Below are 20377 nucleotides of genomic sequence, written 5' to 3'. Positions count from 1 at the left end.
CCAAGTTTAACGGGTTGAGGCGGGTGCGGAAAGCGGTATACAGATTCTTGCTGGTGGTTGTGATGTGTTACATTGCCGCTCAGACGAACGGTTGCTGATAAGGCAAAAGCATGGTGAGCAAAAGCGAGCAGTGGTTGCCGGGCTGGTTTGAAGAGGTCCCTGTGCAAGGGGACCTGCTTCTGGCGTTTTCCGGTAACAATGTCCTTAAGCCGGATAACGGCTGGTTGTTGGCCTGGGGCGGTCCGGAAATGGGCGACAGTCGCCCGGAGGCCCTTGCCCTGGGTACCTGGAATGGCCGGCGTCTGTTCGTTTGTACTTTGCCAGACTCCGGGCTGCCTGGCGCCCAGTTGGTTACCTTGAGGGACGCCCTGCTGGTGTCACCCGAGGCGCCTGCAGATTTGCTCAGTACCGGCTTCCAGGTATTGCAGTGGTGGCAGGACCACCGCTATTGCGGTCGGTGCGGAGAGCGCACCGAGTCACATCCCCGGGAGCGGGCTCGCTGGTGCAGCCGTTGCAATATCCCCTGGTATCCCCGAATCGCACCCTGTGTGATTGTGGTCATCCGGCGCGGCAGCCAGTTCCTGCTGGCGAGGTCTTCCAGGGTGCCCCGGAATTTCTACAGCCTGATTGCCGGTTTTGTCGAACCTGGGGAAAGCCTTGAGCAGGCCGTGGCCCGGGAAGTAAAAGAAGAGACAGGATTGGATGTTTGCAATATCCGCTACCGGAGTTCCCAACCCTGGCCTTTTCCCCATCAGATGATGGTGGGTTTTTTTGCCGATTATCAGGGTGGTGAACTCAGCCTGCAGGAAGATGAGCTGGCGGATGCCGGCTGGTTCAGTGCCGACGATCATCCCCCCATTCCGCCCGATACCACCATTGCCGGCCGCCTGATCAGTGCCATGAAACAGGAAATTGCCGAGAACGGGAGCGATGCCGGATGATGGCCGGTTTGCCTCCTCGGGTGCTGGTATTCGATTCCGGTGTTGGCGGGCTCAGTGTGGCTGTCCGCATTCACCAGTCGCTTCCCGGTGCGGACCTGGTGTATCTGGCGGATAACGCTGGTTTTCCCTACGGCGGTCAGAGCGAGCAGGTGGTGATTGAGCGCTGCTGCTCCCTGATCCGGCAAAGCCTGCAACAGTCGCCTTGTGCCATCATCGTGGTCGCCTGCAACACCGCCAGCACGGTGGTGCTTCCGCATTTGCGGGCTATGACGGAGCTACCGGTTGTGGGTGTGGTGCCGGCGATCAAACCCGCCGCCGCCTGCACCGTGAATGGTCGGGTCGGGCTACTGGCAACGCCGGCAACGGTACAGCGACCCTATCTGGATAAGCTCATTGCCGAGTTTGCCAGTGACTGCGACGTGGTGCGGCTTGGCCATCCTGGGCTGGTGTGCTGGGCAGAGCAACTGGTGCAAGGCGCAGAACCGCCCCAGGATGAGCTGGATGAAGCCATGGCGCCGCTGCGTGAGGCTGGTGTAGATACCGTAGTGCTTGGCTGTACTCACTATCCGCTGTTGTTACCCTGGCTCCGGAAAAGCCTGCCGGAGGTCACTGCATGGGTGGATTCCGGTGACGCCATCGCTCGCCGGGTCGCCTTTCTGCTGGGCGAATCCGGGCGTTTGGCGGCAGCGGAAACCCCCAGAGCGGATACCGGTGGCGTTGTGTCAGAGGCCCGCTTTACCGGGGACGCCCCCCCGGATGTTGCCCTGTTCTTGGCCGAAATGGGGATTTCAGTGGCGCGGGTTTGCGAGCATTGGCCCGGCGTTACAACAGCCGGGTCAGCTTGAACATGGCGAGGAATTCCAGAGCCGGAATAGCGCGTTTATGGCAGCAGTAGGTTTTGAAATTGTCACCCCGGAAACGGGATTTGGTGAACTCCAGTCCCTTGAAGTTGTATAGGAAATTGCCTTTCTCGTAAATGCCATGCAGCAGTCGTTTCAGCAGCCGGCTTTCCTGGTGCTCGGTGGCCTGGTCCAGCGATAACGGAATCAGCCCAAGATCCAGGAACGGCACTCCTTCGGCTTTGAAGGTGTCCACGGCGTGGGCCATCAGCGTGTAGAAAATGCCCTGTCGAAAATCGGCGTTGGCGCGGGAGATATTAGGTACGTAGCTGATGATCTCATTGTTTCGGTAAATGGGATCAAAATAGATAAAGCCCACCGCCTTGCCGTCCTGGTAGGCGTAAAAGTGCCGCTCGTTTTCCCGATAGTCCATTTCCATGGGCCGAATCAGGAAGCGGATCTCGTTGCTCTTGCACTTGCGGGTGCGTATCCAGGCTTCGGAGATCTCCCGGGTGTGGTCATCACTGAACCGTTCCATGACGGTAATCCCGTTCTTCTCGGCCTGGTTAAGTGCGGTGCGCAGAATCTGTTTCTTCTTGCCGGTCAGGCTCCAGGACCTGAGATCAATCCGGGATTCGCAGCCAAACTGGGTGCCATACAGGCCGAAGCGAAGGTGCAGAAAATCCACCACCGATTTCGAAACCTGGATGTAGCAGGCGTTAGGAAAGGTCTGCTGGAACTTCTCCAGCAGGGCGGGGAAATGCTCGGGTGCGCTCACTGGATCTGACAGGACAAAGGTGCCGCCCCATTTTCGCATATAGGCAATGTAGCCCATACCCGGCACATCAAAATACTGCATGCCCGGCTGCAGGGTTGAGAACGACTGTGAGTGCTGGCCGTTTTTCTTGAGGTAGTTGACGCGCTCGGCGAAGCTGAACTGGCCGTCTGCCAGTTCCCTGATGTTGTCGAGGGCAAGAATCTGATCTGACATGATGAAGCTCCCGGTAACCTGTTGTTATTTTGAGTCGGAAGAGATTCAGGCTTGCTTGCGGCCAAGAATCGACCAGTAGCAATCCATGTTCAGAAGTTTGAAATGCTTTTTCTCGGTTACTTGCAGGCCCAGGCGCTGCATGTGTTCCGGGTAGTTGTAGATCTTGTGGAAGGCGTTGTTGGCAAACAGCCAGAAGATGAAGACCGCCATGTACCAGTAAAGCTTCTTGAACATGCGGGCGAGGATGTTGCCGGTGGGGTAACAGAAGTCACCAACCACCACGCGGGCGTCCGCCTTGCCCAGGCGAATCAGGTGTTCCAGCACTGTCACCATCATGTCTTCGTCAAACACGTTGAGGAAGAAGTTGGCGACCACCATGTCGTACTGCTCAAACTCGTCCACCTTCATGATGTCGCTGTGAATACGGCGTATGGTCAGGTTCGGCGCTTCTTTCTGCTGGGCATCGGCAAACTTGCACAGCATGGTTTCAGACAGGTCGACCACGGTTACATCGGCGCCGAGTTCGGCGGCGCGGATGGCGTCCCGGCCGTGCCCTACGCCAGCAAACAGGATGCGGTCACCGGGTTTGACGGTTTCCACGTCGAGCATGGCGGTTTTGCAGCGGTGAATGTTTTTGCCGCTGTACAGGTTGCTCAGGAAGTCATAGACGGGGCCGATGTACTTGTACTTGTCGCGCATGATGACTGCTGCCTTCTTCTTGTTCGCTGGTTGAACGTCACCGTTATTGTGATTGTTATTCCGACAGCCTGTCGGACAGTCCGGTGATCGGTTACTGATAACCTGAGCTTAGAGAAGGGGTGGGTTCAAAGATGTGCAGTACTGCGCAATTCCAGATACACAAAGTAACGTATCGAAACACTTTGCAAACCGGGTCAATGTTTTAGTTAGGAGTGTCCTACAATCGAAAACCGGTTATCCGGTGTGGGCGAAGGCCAGACCATCGCGGCTCAGCAGCCGGTCAATATCGGCCGCTGGCCGGGCGGGGCCGTAGAAGAATCCCTGCACCTGATGGCAGCCCAGGCTTGCCAGGTAGTTGAGCTGGTCATCTGTTTCCACGCCCTCGGCGACGATCTCCAGTTTCAGGCCGTGGGCCATGGCAACGATGGCGTTCACTATGCAGGCGCCGTCCTCTCCGCTGCGAATGGCCCTGACAAAGGATTGATCCACTTTCAGGGTGTGAATGGGCAGCCGGTGCAAATAGTTGAGGGAGGAGTAGCCGGTGCCGAAGTCGTCAATGGCGATGCGTACACCGCAACCCGCCAGTTCTTTCAGTTTCCGGCTGATCTGTTCCAGATCGTTCATGATCACGTTCTCGGTGATCTCGATTTCCAGATTGCCGGCAGGAAAACGATGGGACTGGACCTGCTCCAGCAATGTCTCGACAAAGCGCGGATGTTCTACCTGGCTGGGAGACAGGTTGACCGCCAGGCGCAGGTTTGGATGCCCGCTGTTGATCCAGTGTCCTACGTCTCTGCAGGCCTGGTCCAGCACCCGCTCACTGAGCTTGCCGATTAGCCGGGTTTCTTCCGCCAGAGGCAGGAAGTCGCCCGGATAGATCAGCCCCCGTTCCGGATGTTGCCAGCGCACCAGAGCCTCCAGCCCTACCACCTGGTTGGTCTTAGAGCAGACTTGAGGCTGGTAGAACACCCTGAGTTCGTCTCGCTCCAGGGCCAGCCGTAAATCCCGCTCAAGGCTGAGCCGGTTGGCGGTATTGATGCTCATGCTGTCGGAATAGAAACGATAGCCATCTTTACCGCGGGCTTTGACGTGATACATGGCGATATCCGCGTTCTGGATCAGCTGGTCCATGGAGTTTCCAGCATCCGGGAACACTGCGATGCCAATACTGACCCCCACAAAGACTTCATGGTTACCCAGCTGGAAAGGATCTTTCAGGGTCTGTATCAGTTTCCTGGCAATGCCCCGGGCGTCTTCCGGGCTGTTTACCGAGGGCAGCAGCAGGGTGAATTCGTCGCCACCGAAGCGCGACAGGGTGTCGCCCCGTCGCAGGCATTTCTCGAGCCTGTGGGTCACGGCTTGCAGCAGGCGGTCACCCATGGCGTGGCCGAGGGTGTCGTTCACCACCTTGAAGCGATCCAGGTCCAGGAACATGACGGCGAGTTTTTGCTTGGCCCGCCGAGCCTGGGTGATGGCCAGCTCCAGGCGATCTTTGAACAGGGCCCGGTTGGGCAGTCGGGTGAGCAGGTCGTGGTAGGCTTGGAAGTTGATGAACGCTTCCGCCTCCTTACGTTCAGTGACATCCCGGGCGATGCCGTAATAACGGGCGGGCTGGGCTGTCGAGCCGCCAAGGGTGTCGCCGGTCTGGGGCCAGGTTTGCGGGTCTACCGGGAAGGCAGTGATTTCGAAATGCCGGGTTGCCTTGCTGCTGCCGCAGGTTTTAAGCCGCACTTCCAGCGTTCTGGGGTTATCCACCGAGATGTCCGGCCCCTGAAGGGCGTAGGTGCCCCTGGCCACGTCCCGGTCGTCCAGAATGTGCCCGAAATGACGACCGCAGAGCTCCGAAGGCTGATAGCCCAGCAGGCTTTCCACCTTGTTGTTGATGAAACAGATATGGCCGGTTTTATCGAGCATGAATACGATATCCGGTGAACTGTTGACGATGTAGCGGTGCAGGGCTTCGGATTTTTCCAGCCGGGTCTGGATCATTTCGTGGGCTTTGATCAGAGACTGTTTGCCCAGTACGCCCTCAACCGTGGTCAGCAGTTCCTCGGGATCAAAAGGTTTGCGTATGTAGTCCAGGGCTCCCCGGCGCAATGCCCGGCTGACGGTACCGAACGACCCTTCGCCGCTGACCACAATCACGCCGCAATCTGGCTGTTGGCTGGCTATCCGTTCCATCACTGCGAAACCATCAGTGTCTGGCATATTGAGGTCGAGCAGTGCCAGATCAAAGGCTTGGGCGTCGAGCCGATCACAGGCCTCTTTTCCACCATTGGCTTCGGTCACTGCAAAACCGCGGCTTCTTAGCAATTGGGCCAGGTTGGCCAACAGGCGCGGTTCGTCATCGGCTACCAGAATTCTGGCCGGTTCGGACCCGGGGAGGGGCTGTTTGCTCTGGTCAAATGCCATTCGTCTGTTTCCGCTAATTCGTCAGTCGGTATCGTGTTTGTTGTGGCCTGCCGCGGGGAGCAGAATCCGGAAGGTGGTGCCTTCCTGCCCCGTGTGACAAGCGATGATGCCCTCCATGTCATCAATCAGCTGCTTCACAATGCTCAGGCCAAGACCTCTGTGACCCTGGCCCTTCAAACTGTTTACCGGTGCAAACAGGTTGCGCCTGACGGCCTCGGGAATGCCGGGGCCATTGTCGGTAATTTGTAATTCAACCCAGCGGCGCTGGTTCTGGATTATCGGTGCTGCTGTACTGACCGCAATCTCTCCACTGCCGGCCTCCAGGCTTTCGACGGCATTGCGGATCAGATTAATGATGATTTGGCGCACGCAAGATGTGCTGCCCTGCACGTGGGTGTCTTCACGGCACAGGCTCAGCTTGAGGCTGCGGTCGCCCTGATTGAACAGGCTGTCTTGAAGGATGCGGGCCAGGCTTTCCAGTTCCGGGTTCAGGTCTGTACCGCTGGTGGTAGCGGGCGAATTGCCGGTACTGATTTGCAGCAGGAGATAACCCGCCCGATCCAGCTCTTCCCGGATAATGTCCAGATCTTCCTGAACGGCTTCATCGTTCATCCGGGCACGAAGTTGGAAAATGTACTGTTTTATGATGGTTAGCGGGTTGCTGACTTCGTGTACCTGGCGGCGAATCCGGTCATGGGTAATCTGGCTATCGACGTTTGGCTCCTCGGGTGTCTGGCTGTCGATCAGCGTTGCCAGTTCGTGGATGAACAGTTGAACCAGTTCGGTGGTTGCCACCAGTGATTCGGGGTCCATGCCCAGGGCAAATATGGCAAGCACTTGTCCGTCCTGTTGAACCGGGAACGCCATGAAAGACGGTGTTCCCAGGATGGCCAGTAGCTGGCGGTCAAGCACGCTGGGCTCACGTTCACCCAAGCTGATGGGGGTGCCGCCATTCCACGCCTCGCTCAGTACGCTGCCGCCGGGCTGGGGATGCAGGCGCAAATCAGGCAGGTTGGTACCGGTGCCCGCCAGCAGCCTGAGGTTCTCTGCCTCAGGTCCAAAGCACAGGGCCGGCAACCCGGTTAGAACGCCAAGACTGTTGACCGTGCTGGCAATCAGATCGCTCGGATTGCTGCTGTCTGAGGCGCGCAGCTCAAGGGCTTTGCTGGCGATCGCCTGATGAATCAGCGTTTGCCTGAGCTGTCGGGTGCCTTCGTCACTTTGATAGGCAGTGTCCAGGGGGATACCGAAAGAGGCCGCCATGGTGGCAACTTCTTCGTTGATTCGTCCGCAGATTTCCCTTGTCAGATCCTCCCGTAGCCCGAAAATGGTGCCCGCGGCGGCAATGCCCGCTGAGTCTGACAGCGCAAGCCGGGTAGACAGACTGATAAGTTTTACCAGATGGCTGGCGTCTCTGAGCTGGGGTGGTGGCGCCTGCTGATATCGCATGGCATCGGCTGCCAGCGGCCCCAAGCCCCAGCCAGTCACAAAGCGGGCGGCAATCTCATTCTGGTGATTGAGGATGTCCTGTCTCCGTTCCTGTGCCGGGGTTTTAATGGCGATCAGTTCACCAATGTTATGAACCATGCCAAGCAGGAAAGCTTCCTCAGGGCTCGGGTAGCGAGTGAGTGTGGCCAGGGCTCTGGCGGTGAGGGCGGTGGTCAGGGAGTGGCGCCAAAAATCCCGCAATTGTTGCCACTCGTCACCGCCAAGTTCGAACAGCAGTTGGCGTAACGCCGACGTCAGCAGCAGGGTCTGGAAGCGGCGGGTACCCAGGCGAAGAAGCGCTTGCTCGACAGAGTGGATGGGAGGATTGGTTCTGTACAGGGCGGAGTTGGCCAATGACAGAAGCCGGGCAACCAGCGCGGTGTCGGTGGCAACAATCTGACTGATTTCGCGGTAGCTGTCCCCGGCCTGACATGCTTTCAGCGCCCGCAAGGTGACCTCCGGCAGGCTCGGTAGTTGAAGGTCAGCTGCAATATCCATCGCATTACTCATCGCGCGCCCTTTGTCCTTGCCTCGCGTCATTATCGTTGCGAGTAAGGTGCCCTGTTGTGTATCAAGCTTTTATGACAGGGTGTTCATTCTTCTTATAAGTCAGTGAGCCTAGACAATAATCCGCCAGTATTAAACCGTTGTTGTTGATTTTTTAAACAGGGTATTATCAAGTCTGTGATATGTGTAACCTTTTTACAGGTTAAAATGTCGCTTACAGTGACAAGTCTCGAGATTTGTCTGTTTTCGGTTGTTCAAGCTACGAGGGAACGCAAAAGTTGCGCCAACCAAGGACCATCGCAGTAACAGGCGGTAAAGGTGGAGTGGGAAAGAGCACCGTGGCCGTCAATCTGGCGCTTGCCTTGGCTAAAGCCGGGCAGAAGGTGCTGCTGCTGGACGCGGACACAGATCTTGCCAACGTAAGCCTTTTGGTGGGGCTTTACCCTGAACGCACGCTTGCCGATGTGATCGCCGGCCGGTGTGGTCTGGCCGATGCCATTCTGCAAACCCACTACGGGCTGGATATTGTTCCCGGTGCCTCCGGGGTTCAGGCGTGCATGGAAATGACCCGCGGAGACAGCCTGAAACTCCTCAAGTCGCTGCATGAGCTGGAGCATTGCTACGACTATGTGATTATCGACACGGCATCCGGACTGCAGGCTGTCGGTCTTCATATGATCGCAGCGGCAGAGTTGGCCTGTGTGGTGGTAACCCCGGACCCAGCCTCACTCACCGATGCTTTCTCGCTAATGAAAGTTCTCAAGCGCCGAGGGTACCGGCGCAAGCCGTCCGTGATCGTAAATATGGCGCAGGGTGCCAGCCAGGCTCGATCGGTGTTCCAGCGTTTGAATGGTGCCTGCCAGCGGCATCTGCAGTGGACATTGCATTACCTGGGGGCTTTGTGGCGGGACGAAACGCTTCGGCAGTCGGTACTCGACCAGAACCCGGTGACTTTGTTGCCAACCTCTGATCCTTCCTGTCGGCAGTTTCACACGCTGGCGGAAATGCTCAATGTTAACCTCGCGGCACTGCCCCGGCGCAAAGGCGGTATCGCGGCTTACTGGCATCAGGCTGCGCGCCGGCAATCCGAGCAGGGCGAAACAGCCACTCCAGGCGTGCCCGGTGGAGAATTCGTTGGCCAGCAATGCCGGGCTCTGGTCGGCCAACTGGAAGCATTGCTGTCAGCGAAGCCGGACGACGTCATGCTCCGCTATGACGCATTTACCCGTCTGTTTGCACTGTTGGGGCGCAATCCCGATGCCGATACCGTGGAAATTGTGCAAACCGGCCTGGCGTCCATGAATTGGGATCATTTGGGCCGGACCGATCGAGACCGGCTGGCCGCCCATCTGCGACACCTCGCCGGTGAACTGGCGTCGCCGTCGGCTCAGCCAGAGCCAACTGATCCCCTGTACCAGATTGAGGGCCCGCTGTACGATCGAGTCAGCTTTGGTGAGCAGGATCAATTACTTCGCGTGCTGCGTGAAAAACCGTCGAATGTTTCCCTGGACGACCTGCTACGTTCCCTTGCGGGCAAAGATCGAACCCGCTCCTGATATCACCACGACCACCTGACCATTATTTGGTCATTTTATTTGGGGTTTGTGTGTCGTAATTTTGCAGTCTGTCACCGCCCTGTCACGATCGCTGTGCAAGAATTGACCGGAACTGTGGCCCGCATTATGCAGGCAGCTCTGACAGGCGGATGCAGGATGGATGCACTCATGTCGGGGCAAAGGAAACCGCCCCCCGCGACTTTTTACCGGCGTTGATCGCTGGTGACATCGATTTCAGAGAAGGAGTTCTACCATGGCAAACCAGCAAGTGAATCATAAAGAATCTCCGTCGAAGGTGCTCGGGCAGCTCCGTGGCAAGCGGGTGCTGATTACCGGAACCACCGGCTTCCTGGGAAAGGTTGTTCTGGAGAAGCTGATCAGGACCGTTCCGGACATCGGAGGCATCTACTTGCTGATTCGGGGTAATAAGCGCCACCCGGATGCCCGCAGCCGCTTTGTTAACGAAATTGCCACCTCATCGATATTTGATCACCTCAGAAGCACTGATGCAGACGGGTTTGAAACATTCCTCGAAGAGCGGGTTCACTGCATTACCGGTGAAGTAACTGAGCCTTGTTTTGGTTTGGGTGAGGATGCCTGCCAGAAGCTGGCCGGAGAGCTGGACGCTGTCATCAACTCGGCCGCCAGCGTGAACTTCCGGGAAGAGCTGGATAAGGCGTTGATGATCAACACCCTGTGTCTTGAGAATATCGCCGGGCTGGCCCGACGGAATACCCGGCTGGCGGTTTTGCAGGTGTCGACCTGCTATGTTAACGGCATGAACTCCGGGCCGGTGACCGAATCGGTGATCAAGCCCGCAGGTGAGTCGATTCCCCGTTCAGGCGAAGGCTATTACGAAATTGAAGAGCTGGTGCAGCTGCTGCAAGACAAAATTGCCGATGTTCGCGCCCGTTACTCCGGTAAAACCCTTGAAAAGAAATTGGTGGACCTGGGTATTCGGGAAGCAAACCGCTACGGCTGGAGCGACACCTATACCTTTACCAAGTGGTTGGGCGAACAACTGTTGATGAAGGCGCTGAACGGCCGCAGCCTGACCATTGTGCGGCCCTCCATCATTGAAAGTGCTCTGGAAGAGCCTGCCCCTGGCTGGATTGAAGGCGTCAAGGTAGCGGATGCCATTATCCTGGCCTACGCCCGGGAGAAGGTGACCCTGTTCCCGGGTAAGCGCTCGGGCGTGATTGATGTCATTCCGGTGGATCTGGTGGCCAATGCGATTGTTTTGTCGCTTTCCGAGGCCCTGGCAGAACCTGATCGGCGCAGGATCTACCAGTGCTGCAGTGGCAGCTCCAATCCGGTCTCACTGGGGCAGTTCATCGACCACCTGATGGCGGAATCCAAAGCCAATTACGCCGCCTACGATCATCTGTTCTACCGGCAGCCCAGCAAGCCGTTCATTGCGGTTAACCGAACCCTGTTTGACCTGGTGGTGAGCGGTGTGCGCCTGCCCCTGAGTGTGACGGACAAGGTATTGAAGTTGTTGGGTAATTCCCGTGACCTGAAAATGCTCAAGAACCTGGATACCACCCAGTCACTGGCCACTATTTTTGGTTTTTACACAGCCCCGGATTACATCTTCCACAACGATGAACTGCAGGCGTTGTCTGCCAGAATGGGTGAGGTCGACAAGGGGCTTTTCCCGGTGGACGCACGCCAAATTGATTGGGAAGTCTATCTGCGCAAGATACACCTGGCGGGTTTGAACCGCTATGCCCTGAAAGAAAGAAAGGTCTACAGTCTCCGGGCTTCCAAGCAGCGCAAAAAAGCTGCCTGATCATCCTTCCTGGGTCCGGCCAGCGGCCGGGCCTGCTCTCCCCACGTCATGTTTTGCCATTCCCCGATCTGCAACTATTCTTGATAAAGCCGCTGTTAAAGCTGCTAGACCCTGCCTTGATCGACGCATTGCTGAACGGGTTAGCCCGAAAATGGCGGTAGGTTAGGACGTTAGTCTAATTCATTGTGCGGTGGCACACATGTTGAACTACATGCATCTGTCTTAAGGGCAAAAATCGCCCGACCACCCTGAATTTTAAAAAACCGACAATGACAACAGACTCTGATTAAGGGGGAGCACAATGACTGATAAACAGGTATATCCGGTGAGTCCGGAAGTTGCCGAGCGTGCACTGGTCAGCAAAGAGCAATATGAACAAATGTATCGCCAGTCCGTAGAAGACCCGGATACGTTCTGGGGTGAGCACGGCAAGCGCCTTGACTGGATTAAGCCCTACAGCAAGGTCAAGAACAGCACCTACGATTACAACAACCTGTCCATCAAATGGTTTGAAGACGGTGTACTGAACGCCTCCGCCAACTGTCTGGACCGCCACCTGGAGAAACGCGGCGATCAGACGGCCATCATCTTTGAAGGCGACGACCCTTCGGTATCCCGCAACGTTACCTACCGGGAGCTGTACGAAGAGACCTGCAAGTTTGCCAATGCGCTCAAAGCCCAGGGCGTAAAGAAAGGTGATGTGGTCACCATCTACATGCCAATGATTGTGCAGACCGCGGTTGCCATGCTGGCCTGTGCTCGGATCGGTGCGATTCACTCGGTGGTGTTCGGTGGTTTCTCCCCGGAAGCGCTCGCTGCCCGGGTGGTTAACGGCAAATCCCGTTTCGTGATCACCGCTGATGAAGGTTTGCGTGGTGGCCGGGCCATCCCGCTGAAGAAGAACGTGGACCACGCGCTCAAGCACGAGGAAGACTCCAAGGTCGACAAGGTGATCGTGGTCACCCATACCGGCAATAAAGAAGTACCCTGGACCGAAGGCCGTGACGTTCGTTACGAAGATCTGATCAAGGATGCGCCGGCAGAATGTGAGCCGGAGCCGATGAACGCGGAAGACCCGCTGTTCATGCTCTACACCTCTGGCTCCACCGGTGCTCCGAAGGGGGTTCTGCACACTACTGGCGGTTACATGGTCTATGCCTCCATGACCCACCAGTATGTGTTCGACTACCACGATGGTGACGTGTACTGGTGTACTGCGGACTTCGGTTGGGTGACCGGCCACAGCTACATTCTGTACGGCCCGCTGGCCAATGGCGCCATCACCCTGCTGTTTGAAGGTGTACCGAACTATCCGGACAGCTCCCGCATGGGGCAGGTTGTCGACAAGCACAAGGTCAACATCCTGTACACCGCGCCCACCGCCATCCGTGCACTGATGGCCCAGGGCGAGTCCTGCATGGACGGCACTACCCGCGAAAGCCTGAAGCTGTTGGGCTCGGTAGGCGAGCCGATCAACCCCGAAGCCTGGGAGTGGTACCACCGGGTAATTGGTAACAGCAAGTGCCCGATTGTGGACACCTGGTGGCAAACCGAAACCGGCGGCATTCTGATTTCCCCGCTGCCTGGCGCGGTAGACCTGAAGCCGGGTTCCGCCACCAAGCCGTTCTTTGGCGTTCAGCCGGCACTGGTGGATAACGAAGGCAACATCCTGGAAGGAAAAACCGAGGGCAACCTGGTCATTCTGGACAGCTGGCCGGGCCAGATGCGCACCATTTACGGTGATCACGAGCGGTTTATCCAGACCTACTTCAGCACCTACAAGGGCATGTACTTTACCGGTGACGGTGCCCGCCGCGATGAAGACGGCTACTACTGGATCACCGGCCGGGTGGACGACGTTCTGAACGTGTCTGGCCACCGTCTGGGTACGGCCGAAGTTGAGAGCGCCCTGGTGGCTCATGATAAGGTGGCCGAGGCTGCCGTGGTTGGCTATCCCCATGAAATCAAGGGGCAGGGCATCTATGTTTACGTGACGCTGGTGCAGGGCGAAGAGCCATCGGACGAGCTGAAGAAAGAGCTGGTTCAGTGGGTTCGTAAAGAAATTGGCCCGATTGCGTCTCCGGATGTGATTCAATGGGCGCCTGGACTGCCCAAGACGCGTTCTGGCAAGATTATGCGCAGGATTTTGCGTAAGATTGCTGCGAACGAGCACGATCAGCTTGGAGATACTTCGACCCTGGCTGATCCGGGCGTAGTGGATGACCTGATCAGCAGCCGGGCGTTTCAGTAACACCGGCGGCTGACAGCCCTAACCTGTGAGGAATCTGTTGAATGACACAAACAATTATCGTCGCTGATGATCACCCGTTGTTTCGGGCTGCATTGAAACAAGCGGTCAATCAAGCGGTGCCGGATGTCGAGACTGTAGAGGTCGACAGCATCAAGTCACTGCAGGCGGCGGTAGAGTCGCACCCGGATGCAGACCTGATCCTGCTGGATCTGAACATGCCGGGTGCCCATGGTTTCTCCGGGCTGGTGTTCATGCGAGGCCAGTACCCGGGGCTGCCGGTGGTGGTTGTGTCGGGTTCCGAAGACTTGCAGGCCATGCGTCGCTCCATTGACTACGGTGCCTCGGGGTTTATTCCCAAGAGTGCACCGCTGCCTACCATTACCCTGGCCATTCAGGCGGTGCTGGAGGGCGATGTCTGGCTGCCTGAGGGCATAGCCGACAAGATTGAGCGGATGCAGTCTGAATCCACCGATTTCTCGGAGCGCCTGGCGTCTTTGACGCCGCAGCAGTTCCGGGTGTTGGGGATGCTGGCTGAGGGGCTTTTGAACAAGCAGATTGCCTATGATCTGGATGTGTCAGAAGCCACCATCAAGGCCCATATCACGGCGGTGTTCCGTAAGCTTGGTGTTCGTAACCGGACTCAGGCGGTGATTGCCATTCAGCAGATGGAGCTTGATCCTTCGGAGCAGTCGCTTTCGGGGGGCTGACTTTCAGATTTTTGAGTTTTCATCGAGAAAAGGAGCCTTCGGGCTCCTTTTTTTGTTTCGGAATCGGGTGCATGGTCATGGGCAGGGAGGGCTTTCTGAAACACGCTGTGAATACGTCCCTGTACGCTCCGCTCCGCCATCCCTGGCTCCGCAGGGTTTCAGAAAGCCCTCCCTGCCCATGACCTCCGTCTGCGCTCCGGTATTTGGCGTACAGATGTGCTTTTGGTTTTCGGAGAAATAAAATATTTCTCGTTCTGCCATTGTTTAATTGAATATCGTGGTGTAATTTCGGCGCACACATGTACGCTGTAAATCTATTCTACCCACGATTCAACTAAGCAAAGGTGAAAAATGAACGCAGCAGTGAAACCGGGAGCGGCGGAGGCCGTGGTTTATGGTAAGCCGGACGAGCGGGAGCTTCGGGACCGGATGAAGAAGGAGCTTCCCGCTGATACGTTCAAGGCCCAGACCTGGCGGGTGATCTGGTTCTTGCCCCTGCAGGCGATCATCTGGGGTGGGCTGGCGGCGATTCTGATGGCGGGGTTGCCCTGGTATGCCAATCTTGGCGTGGCGTTGCTGGTGGGGCATACCATTGGTTGCCAGGCGTTGTTGGCCCACGAGGTGTTGCACGGCGCCTTGGGCATGAGCCGGCGTTGGCAGAATTTCTTTGGCTGGCTGGGTTTTGGTCCGTTGATGGTGCCGCCGGAGTTCTGGCGTAAGTGGCACAATGTGGTGCATCACGGCAACACCAACACCGGAGATACAGATCCGGACAGCTTCGGCACCCTGCGCCGTTATAAAACCAATCCCGGGCAGAAGAAGTTTCACAAGCTGGCCCCGGGTTCAGGCACCTGGTACAGCTATCTGTTTCTGACCTATTCGTTCACTTTTCATGCCCAGCTGGTGCTGTGGATTCAGGCGAAACATCGAAAGCAGTTTAAGGGCTTTAACCGCAATCTGGCCATTGCTCAGGTGTTCCTGTGTGTGGTGTTGTGGGCTGCCCTGGCGGTTGTCTCAGGCCCGCTGGCGGTGTTTACCGTGCTGATTCCGTTCATGACGGCCAATGCCTTGGGGCAGGGCTATATCCTGACCAATCACTTCCTGCGGCCGCAAACGCCGACGAATAATCCGTTGGATAACTCCATGAGCCTGCGCAGCAATCCGGTTCTTGATCGATTGCATTTCCGGTTCAGTCATCACATCGAACACCATTTTTTCCCGAAAATGGCCCACAACATGGCGCCGCGGGTTCGGAAGTGGTTGGAGGACAACGAGCCTGAGCGTTACATGGCGATGCCTCATGGTAAGGCTCTGAAAATGCTCTACACCACGCCTCGGGTTTACAAGTCCGCCACGGAGCTTGTGGACCCCAACGACGAGACTCGTGTTTTCGACTTGTTGCCGTTGCAGCGGGAGTTTTCGGCGGCCAACCGATAACTTGGGGATGTGAGCGGGTCGGAGGGTGCCTTCCGAAACACGCAGTAAATACGTCCATGTAAGCTCCGCTCCGGACTCTGACCCAAACGGCAAAGAACCCGAGCGGCGATCACAAAGGCTAACCGGCGTACCCAAGCTCCTTGTTAACAAGGTTGAACAGCTCGCCACCCTTGTGCCAGCGGTCAAAGTTCTCCAGGAACTGGTCCGTCAGCGCCCGCTTCCAGCCGATGAAATCGCCCGCCATGTGCGCTGTCATGATCACATTGTCCCGCTCCCAGAGCGGATGATCCTTCGGTAACGGCTCCTCCTCGAAAACATCCAATGCTGCCCCGGCAATCTCACCATCGTCCAGAGCTTTGATCAGGTCATCCGTCTTCACAATCGGCCCGCGGCCGATATTGATCAGCCTGGCTGACTTTTTCATCGCCGCAAACGCCTTGCTGTCGAACAGCCCCTCGGTTTGCGGTGTCAGTGGTGCGGCAATCACCACAAAGTCCGCATGGCTCAACTGGTCATACAATTCATCGTTGCCGTGCACCGCTACAAAGTCCGGGTCTTTCTGCCGGGGCGTGCGGGCAATGCCATGGGCATGCATGCCTGCGGCGTTAACTAGTCGGCCGATCTGGCGGCCGATGGAGCCGGCGCCCACTACCAGCACCTGCTTGCCTTCGGCCCGTTCCGTGTCCCGATGCTTCCACTCGTGGTTCAGTTGTAAACGGATAGACCGGGGGAAATCCTTGGCGAACATCAGAATGCTGCAAAGCACATACTCGGCTATGGTCCGGTCGAAAATACCCCGGGCATTAGTCACGGTAACGTCGCTTTTGATTAGCGCCGGGAACATGAGTGCATCTACCCCGGCGCTGGTGGCGTGAATCCATTTCAGCCTGTCTGCGGTTGGCCAGGCGGCTTCCAGAGCTTCCGTTCGGAAGTCGGTCACCATCATCACATCGGTGCCTGGAAGGGTATCTCGCAGTGTTTGTTCGTCACTGGCGAAGCGTACTTCCGCCCTGGCCTGGATGGCCTCAATGCCCGGGGGCGGGGCCTCGCCGGGCGCTGTAAGAACGGTGACAACCGGTTTGTTGGACGCTGTCATTTCACCTCCGCAGGAATAGCAACGATTGGTTTTAATCCATCGTTACAGTCTGGTAGGCGAGTGGGTGTGGGTCAACCTGGCTTGACGGCCTCCGTGCCCGGGCGGGTTTGTTGAGTCTTTAGTCCCGGTTGCCTTGTACCGGCGATTTTTACTGACTAACCTGCAGGGGTAGGTCTTTATTTACCCTGTTGTCAGGAGGTGCGTATGGCAGAATCCGTGAACAAGGATTCCGGCGAGACCAAACCGCGGAAGGTGAAGTACCGCAAGAACAAAGCCAGCTGGAACCCGGCCATGCAGGCCATTCCTGTTTCGGGGATTCGTCGCCTGGTGAATATGGCGTCCACCATGAAGGATGTGATTCACTTGTCCATCGGGCAGCCGGATCTGCCAACACCCAAGCACGTTATTGATGCCTATATTGACGCACTGAATGCCGGGCAAACCGGCTACACCATGGATGCCGGCCTGCCGGAGCTGCTGGTGGCCCTGCGGGATTACTACGGCAAGCGCTACAACCGCAAGCTCACTCGCGACAATATCCTGGTGACCAGTGGTGCGACCGAGGCTATGTACCTGGCTATTTCGGCCACCTCGGCGCCCGGCCGGCAGTTTATCGTGACGGACCCGTCGTTTCTGCTTTATGCCCCCCTGATCCGGATGACCGGCGGTGAGGTGAAGTTTGTACCCACCAGAGCGGAGAACAATCACCAGCTGGACCCGGATGAGGTGATCCGTGCCATGGGGCCGCGGACGTTTGCGCTGATTCTGAATAACCCCAATAACCCCACCGGGGCTGTGTACCCGCGCAGTACGGTAGAAACCATTCTGGAGGAATGTGCCTATCGTGGCATACAGGTATACGCGGATGAGGTGTACGACCATCTGATTTTTGATGATGACGATTTTGCCAGTGTTCTGAATTGCTCCATGGATCTGGACAATATCATGTGCATCAGCAGTTTCTCGAAAACCTACAGCATGGCGGGCCTGCGGGTGGGCTGGGTGATCTCCAGCCAGGCGGCCATCAAGTCGCTCCGTCGCTATCACATGTTCACCACCTCGGTGGCCAATACACCCTCCCAGTTTGCCGGGGTCGCGGCGCTGACGGCAGACCAGCAGTGCGTGCGCGATATGGTGCATATCTACCGGGAGCGCCGGGACAAGATTGTTGAGTTGATTGATCAAACACCCTATCTGACCGGCTACAAGCCCGGTGGTGCTTTCTTCGCGTTTCCGGATTTGCCGCCCCATGTGGATGGTTCCGATCTGGCGCTGAGGATGCTCAAGGAAACCGGTGTGTGTGTGGTGCCGGGTGATGCCTTTGGGGAAAGCTGCACGAATGCTTTACGCTTCAGCTTCTCGACGACCTGTGAGCGAATGGAAGAGGCGTTCGACCGGATCATCCCCTGGATGGCCAAGCAGCAGTTCTGAACCAGCATGTCAGCGCTCGATTCGGTTCTCATACAATGCCCCTACTGCTGGGAGACGCTGGAAGTCAGTGTCGACCCCTCGGTGGCTGAGCAGGAGTATGTCGAGGATTGCCAGGTGTGCTGTCAGCCCATCGTGCTGACCGTGACGTTCGATGAACAGCTGACACCAACCGTGCAGGCCCGTGCCGAGAACGACTGACTTCCTCTCCAATCGTTAATCATCACCGCTTGCGTGGGTAGCTTGCCTGACGCAGGATAGGGCCCTGGATCGCAGAGGAAGAAAAATGAAGACATTCAAGCAGGTTCGGGCCTGGTTCCCGGTTCTGGTGCTGGCGGTATTGGCCAGTGGTTGTGCGAGTATTTCACCCTATGCCATCTCCGAGGGCGAGATTGAGCGGCACCTGAAGCGGGCTGTGGCCGATTATGATCGGCAGCAATTGCAGAATGGATCACCGCTTAGCCTGAGCCTGAGAGATGCAGACATCACTCTGGGGCCGGATGGTCGCGATGTGGCGGTGATTGATCTTCGGGGTCAGGTGTCTTTGAATGCCTTGATGGCCAAGCTTCCAGTGGATCTGGCGCTCAAGGTTGAAGGTGCGCCGGTGTATGACAGTCAGGAAAAAGCCGTGTATATCCGCCGGCTCCAGCTCCTGGAGAGCTCCATTGACTCACCCTTGTTCAAGGGCGACCTGGCGCCGGTCACGGACAACGTGATGCGGGTGGTGGCCCAGATGCTGGAAACCATGCCGGTGTACCGTCTCAATGAGGAGGACCTTGCCCAGCGGATGCTGGGCATTGTGCCTATGGATATCCGGGTTGCGCCGGGGCGGCTGGAGTTCGTTACGGCAGACAGATAACACCTTGGCGTTTTCAAAGTAGTTTTCAGCAAAAAGGCCAGATGACACGTGCGTCACCTGGCCTTTTTGTTCGCCATTGCTCCTAAGCGGTGGCTTTCAGGGCCTCCTCGAAGATGCCGGTCGCCTCGTCAATCTGCTGCTGGGTGACGATCAGTGGCGGCAGCCAGCGAACAATTTCCTGGTAGGGGCCACAGCGCAGCATCAGCAAGCCCCGGCTCTCGCATTCCTTGAGAATCTTGCCGGCGCGTTCGCCGTCCGGGCAGTCGCCCCGGCGCATTTCCACACCGACCATCAGGCCCTTGCCCCGGACATCTGCCATCTCCGGATAATCCTTTTTCAGGGCTTGCAGGTTATCCCACAGGCGCTTGCCCATGCGGTCGGCGTTCTCTACCAGGCCTTCTTCGCGAATAACATCAATGGTCGCGATGGCGGCCGCAGCAGCCACGGCGTTGCCGCCGTAGGTACCGCCCTGTGAGCCGGGCCAGCCTTTGGACATGGTTTCTTCGGATGCGGCCAGGGCAGAGATCGGGAAGCCGCTGGCCAGGCCCTTGGCGATCATGATGGCATCCGGGGTTACGCCAAAGTGTTCATGGGCCCAGAACTTCCCGCTGCGGCCGAAGCCGGCCTGAACTTCATCGAACACCAGCATGATGCCATGTTTGTCACAACGTTCCCGAAGGCCCTTCAGGAAGCGGGCGTTGGCGGGTACATAGCCGCCTTCTCCCTGAACCGGCTCGATCAGCATGGCGGCGGTTTCTTTGGGAGCGGAGTAGGTTACGAAAATTCTGTCCAGTTCCCGCAGGCAGAAGTCGGTGGCTTCATCCAGGCTCCAGCCATAGTGAAAAGCATGGGGAAAGGGAGCGACCACAACGCCGCCCATCATCGGGCTAACGCCGGCCCGAAGCGCAACGCTGGAGGTGGTCATGGACAAAGAGCCCATGGTGCGGCCATGGAAGCCGCCATGGAAAACAATCACATTGGGCCGCCCGGTGGCCTGGCGAACCAACCGAACCGCACCCTCGGCCACCTCGGTGCCGGAGTTGGAGAAGAAAAAGGCATTCAGGGGATCTGGGGTTAGCTCTCCGAGCTTTTCCGCCAGTTCCGGCAGCCTGGGGTTCATTACTGTGGTGGCTTGGGCGTGAATCATGGTGGCTACCTGTTTTTGGGCAGCAGCGACCACTTTCGGGTGGCAATGGCCGGTGCTCGTGACACCGATGCCGGAGGTGAAGTCCAGATACCGACGGCCCTCGGGATCAATAATATAGGCGCCTTCGCCCTTGGCGGCGGTAATACCGGTAGCCTGCTTGAGCAGGGGGGACAGTTTGCCTTTGTGGTCGGTCATGGACACCTCCCGAAGTGAATGAAATACCTCTT

Annotated in this window: 16 protein-coding genes; 10 read left to right on the top strand and 6 right to left on the bottom strand. The window is 57.4% G+C overall.

Annotation, left to right across the window (positions count from 1 at the left end; all coding sequences use genetic code 11):
* The first annotated feature begins 110 nt into the window (after positions 1-110).
* A complete protein-coding gene (nudC, locus tag ACTZWX_RS12340) occupies positions 111-941 on the top strand; it encodes an NAD(+) diphosphatase (RefSeq protein WP_444714191.1) in 831 nt (276 codons plus the stop codon).
* Positions 941-1786, top strand: coding sequence for a glutamate racemase (gene murI / locus ACTZWX_RS12335; protein WP_444714190.1), 846 nt, complete (start codon positions 941-943; stop codon positions 1784-1786). The genes nudC and murI overlap by 1 nt, the downstream gene beginning before the upstream one ends.
* Here the strand turns inward: murI and ACTZWX_RS12330 are convergent.
* From ACTZWX_RS12330 to ACTZWX_RS12315, 4 genes are all read right to left on the bottom strand, one after another.
* The gene (locus ACTZWX_RS12330) at positions 1764-2771 is read right to left on the bottom strand and encodes a DUF2156 domain-containing protein (RefSeq protein ID WP_444714189.1); all 1008 of its coding nucleotides are present in this window, start codon (positions 2769-2771) and stop codon (positions 1764-1766) included. The genes murI and ACTZWX_RS12330 overlap by 23 nt on opposite strands.
* A gap of 45 nt (positions 2772-2816) precedes the next feature.
* Complete coding sequence (locus ACTZWX_RS12325) at positions 2817-3470, bottom strand: class I SAM-dependent methyltransferase (RefSeq protein WP_444714188.1); 654 nt, start codon at positions 3468-3470, stop codon at positions 2817-2819.
* A gap of 234 nt (positions 3471-3704) precedes the next feature.
* A complete protein-coding gene (locus ACTZWX_RS12320; RefSeq protein WP_444714187.1) occupies positions 3705-5882 on the bottom strand; it encodes a putative bifunctional diguanylate cyclase/phosphodiesterase in 2178 nt (725 codons plus the stop codon).
* Between the two features lie 21 nt (positions 5883-5903).
* Positions 5904-7880: an HDOD domain-containing protein gene (locus ACTZWX_RS12315; RefSeq protein WP_444714186.1), complete on the bottom strand. Its 1977-nt coding sequence runs from the start codon at positions 7878-7880 to the stop codon at positions 5904-5906.
* A gap of 320 nt (positions 7881-8200) precedes the next feature.
* Between ACTZWX_RS12315 and ACTZWX_RS12310 the strand changes: the two genes are divergently transcribed.
* The 5 genes from ACTZWX_RS12310 to ACTZWX_RS12290 all read left to right on the top strand — a co-directional run bounded on the left by ACTZWX_RS12310 (position 8201) and on the right by ACTZWX_RS12290 (position 15620).
* The gene (locus ACTZWX_RS12310; RefSeq protein ID WP_444714185.1) at positions 8201-9433 is read left to right on the top strand and encodes an AAA family ATPase; all 1233 of its coding nucleotides are present in this window, start codon (positions 8201-8203) and stop codon (positions 9431-9433) included.
* 253 nt (positions 9434-9686) lie between these two features.
* Positions 9687-11225, top strand: a complete 1539-nt coding sequence (locus ACTZWX_RS12305; RefSeq protein WP_444714184.1) for a fatty acyl-CoA reductase — start codon at positions 9687-9689, stop codon at positions 11223-11225.
* A gap of 301 nt (positions 11226-11526) precedes the next feature.
* Positions 11527-13476 (top strand): acetate--CoA ligase, encoded by a 1950-nt coding sequence (gene acs, locus ACTZWX_RS12300; RefSeq protein WP_444714183.1) that lies wholly within the window; start codon positions 11527-11529, stop codon positions 13474-13476.
* Positions 13477-13517: 41 nt separating this feature from the next.
* Entirely contained in the window at positions 13518-14183 is a 666-nt protein-coding gene (locus ACTZWX_RS12295) for a LuxR C-terminal-related transcriptional regulator (RefSeq protein WP_058090659.1), read from the top strand.
* A 351-nt stretch (positions 14184-14534) separates the two neighbouring features.
* Entirely contained in the window at positions 14535-15620 is a 1086-nt protein-coding gene (locus ACTZWX_RS12290; RefSeq protein WP_444714182.1) for a fatty acid desaturase family protein, read from the top strand.
* Positions 15621-15738: 118 nt separating this feature from the next.
* Here ACTZWX_RS12290 and ACTZWX_RS12285 read toward each other — a convergent pair whose 3' ends face one another.
* Positions 15739-16716 (bottom strand): D-2-hydroxyacid dehydrogenase, encoded by a 978-nt coding sequence (locus tag ACTZWX_RS12285; RefSeq protein ID WP_444714181.1) that lies wholly within the window; start codon positions 16714-16716, stop codon positions 15739-15741.
* A 204-nt stretch (positions 16717-16920) separates the two neighbouring features.
* Between ACTZWX_RS12285 and ACTZWX_RS12280 the strand changes: the two genes are divergently transcribed.
* The 3 genes from ACTZWX_RS12280 (at position 16921) to ACTZWX_RS12270 (ending at position 19003) form a co-directional block, all read left to right on the top strand.
* Positions 16921-18147, top strand: a complete 1227-nt coding sequence (locus ACTZWX_RS12280; RefSeq protein WP_444714180.1) for a pyridoxal phosphate-dependent aminotransferase — start codon at positions 16921-16923, stop codon at positions 18145-18147.
* Positions 18148-18153: 6 nt separating this feature from the next.
* A complete protein-coding gene (locus ACTZWX_RS12275; protein WP_444714179.1) occupies positions 18154-18345 on the top strand; it encodes a CPXCG motif-containing cysteine-rich protein in 192 nt (63 codons plus the stop codon).
* Positions 18346-18430: 85 nt separating this feature from the next.
* Positions 18431-19003, top strand: a complete 573-nt coding sequence (locus tag ACTZWX_RS12270; RefSeq protein WP_444714178.1) for a DUF1439 domain-containing protein — start codon at positions 18431-18433, stop codon at positions 19001-19003.
* 82 nt (positions 19004-19085) lie between these two features.
* Here the strand turns inward: ACTZWX_RS12270 and ACTZWX_RS12265 are convergent, their stop codons facing one another.
* Positions 19086-20345, bottom strand: coding sequence for an aspartate aminotransferase family protein (locus ACTZWX_RS12265; RefSeq protein ID WP_444714177.1), 1260 nt, complete (start codon positions 20343-20345; stop codon positions 19086-19088).
* Positions 20346-20377: the final 32 nt, after the last annotated feature.

The sequence above is a fragment of the Marinobacter sp. NSM genome, from assembly GCF_052380025.1.
GTDB lineage: Bacteria > Pseudomonadota > Gammaproteobacteria > Pseudomonadales > Oleiphilaceae > Marinobacter.
Note: the sequence above shows the minus strand (reverse complement) of the source record. Positions and strands in the feature narration are given on the sequence as shown.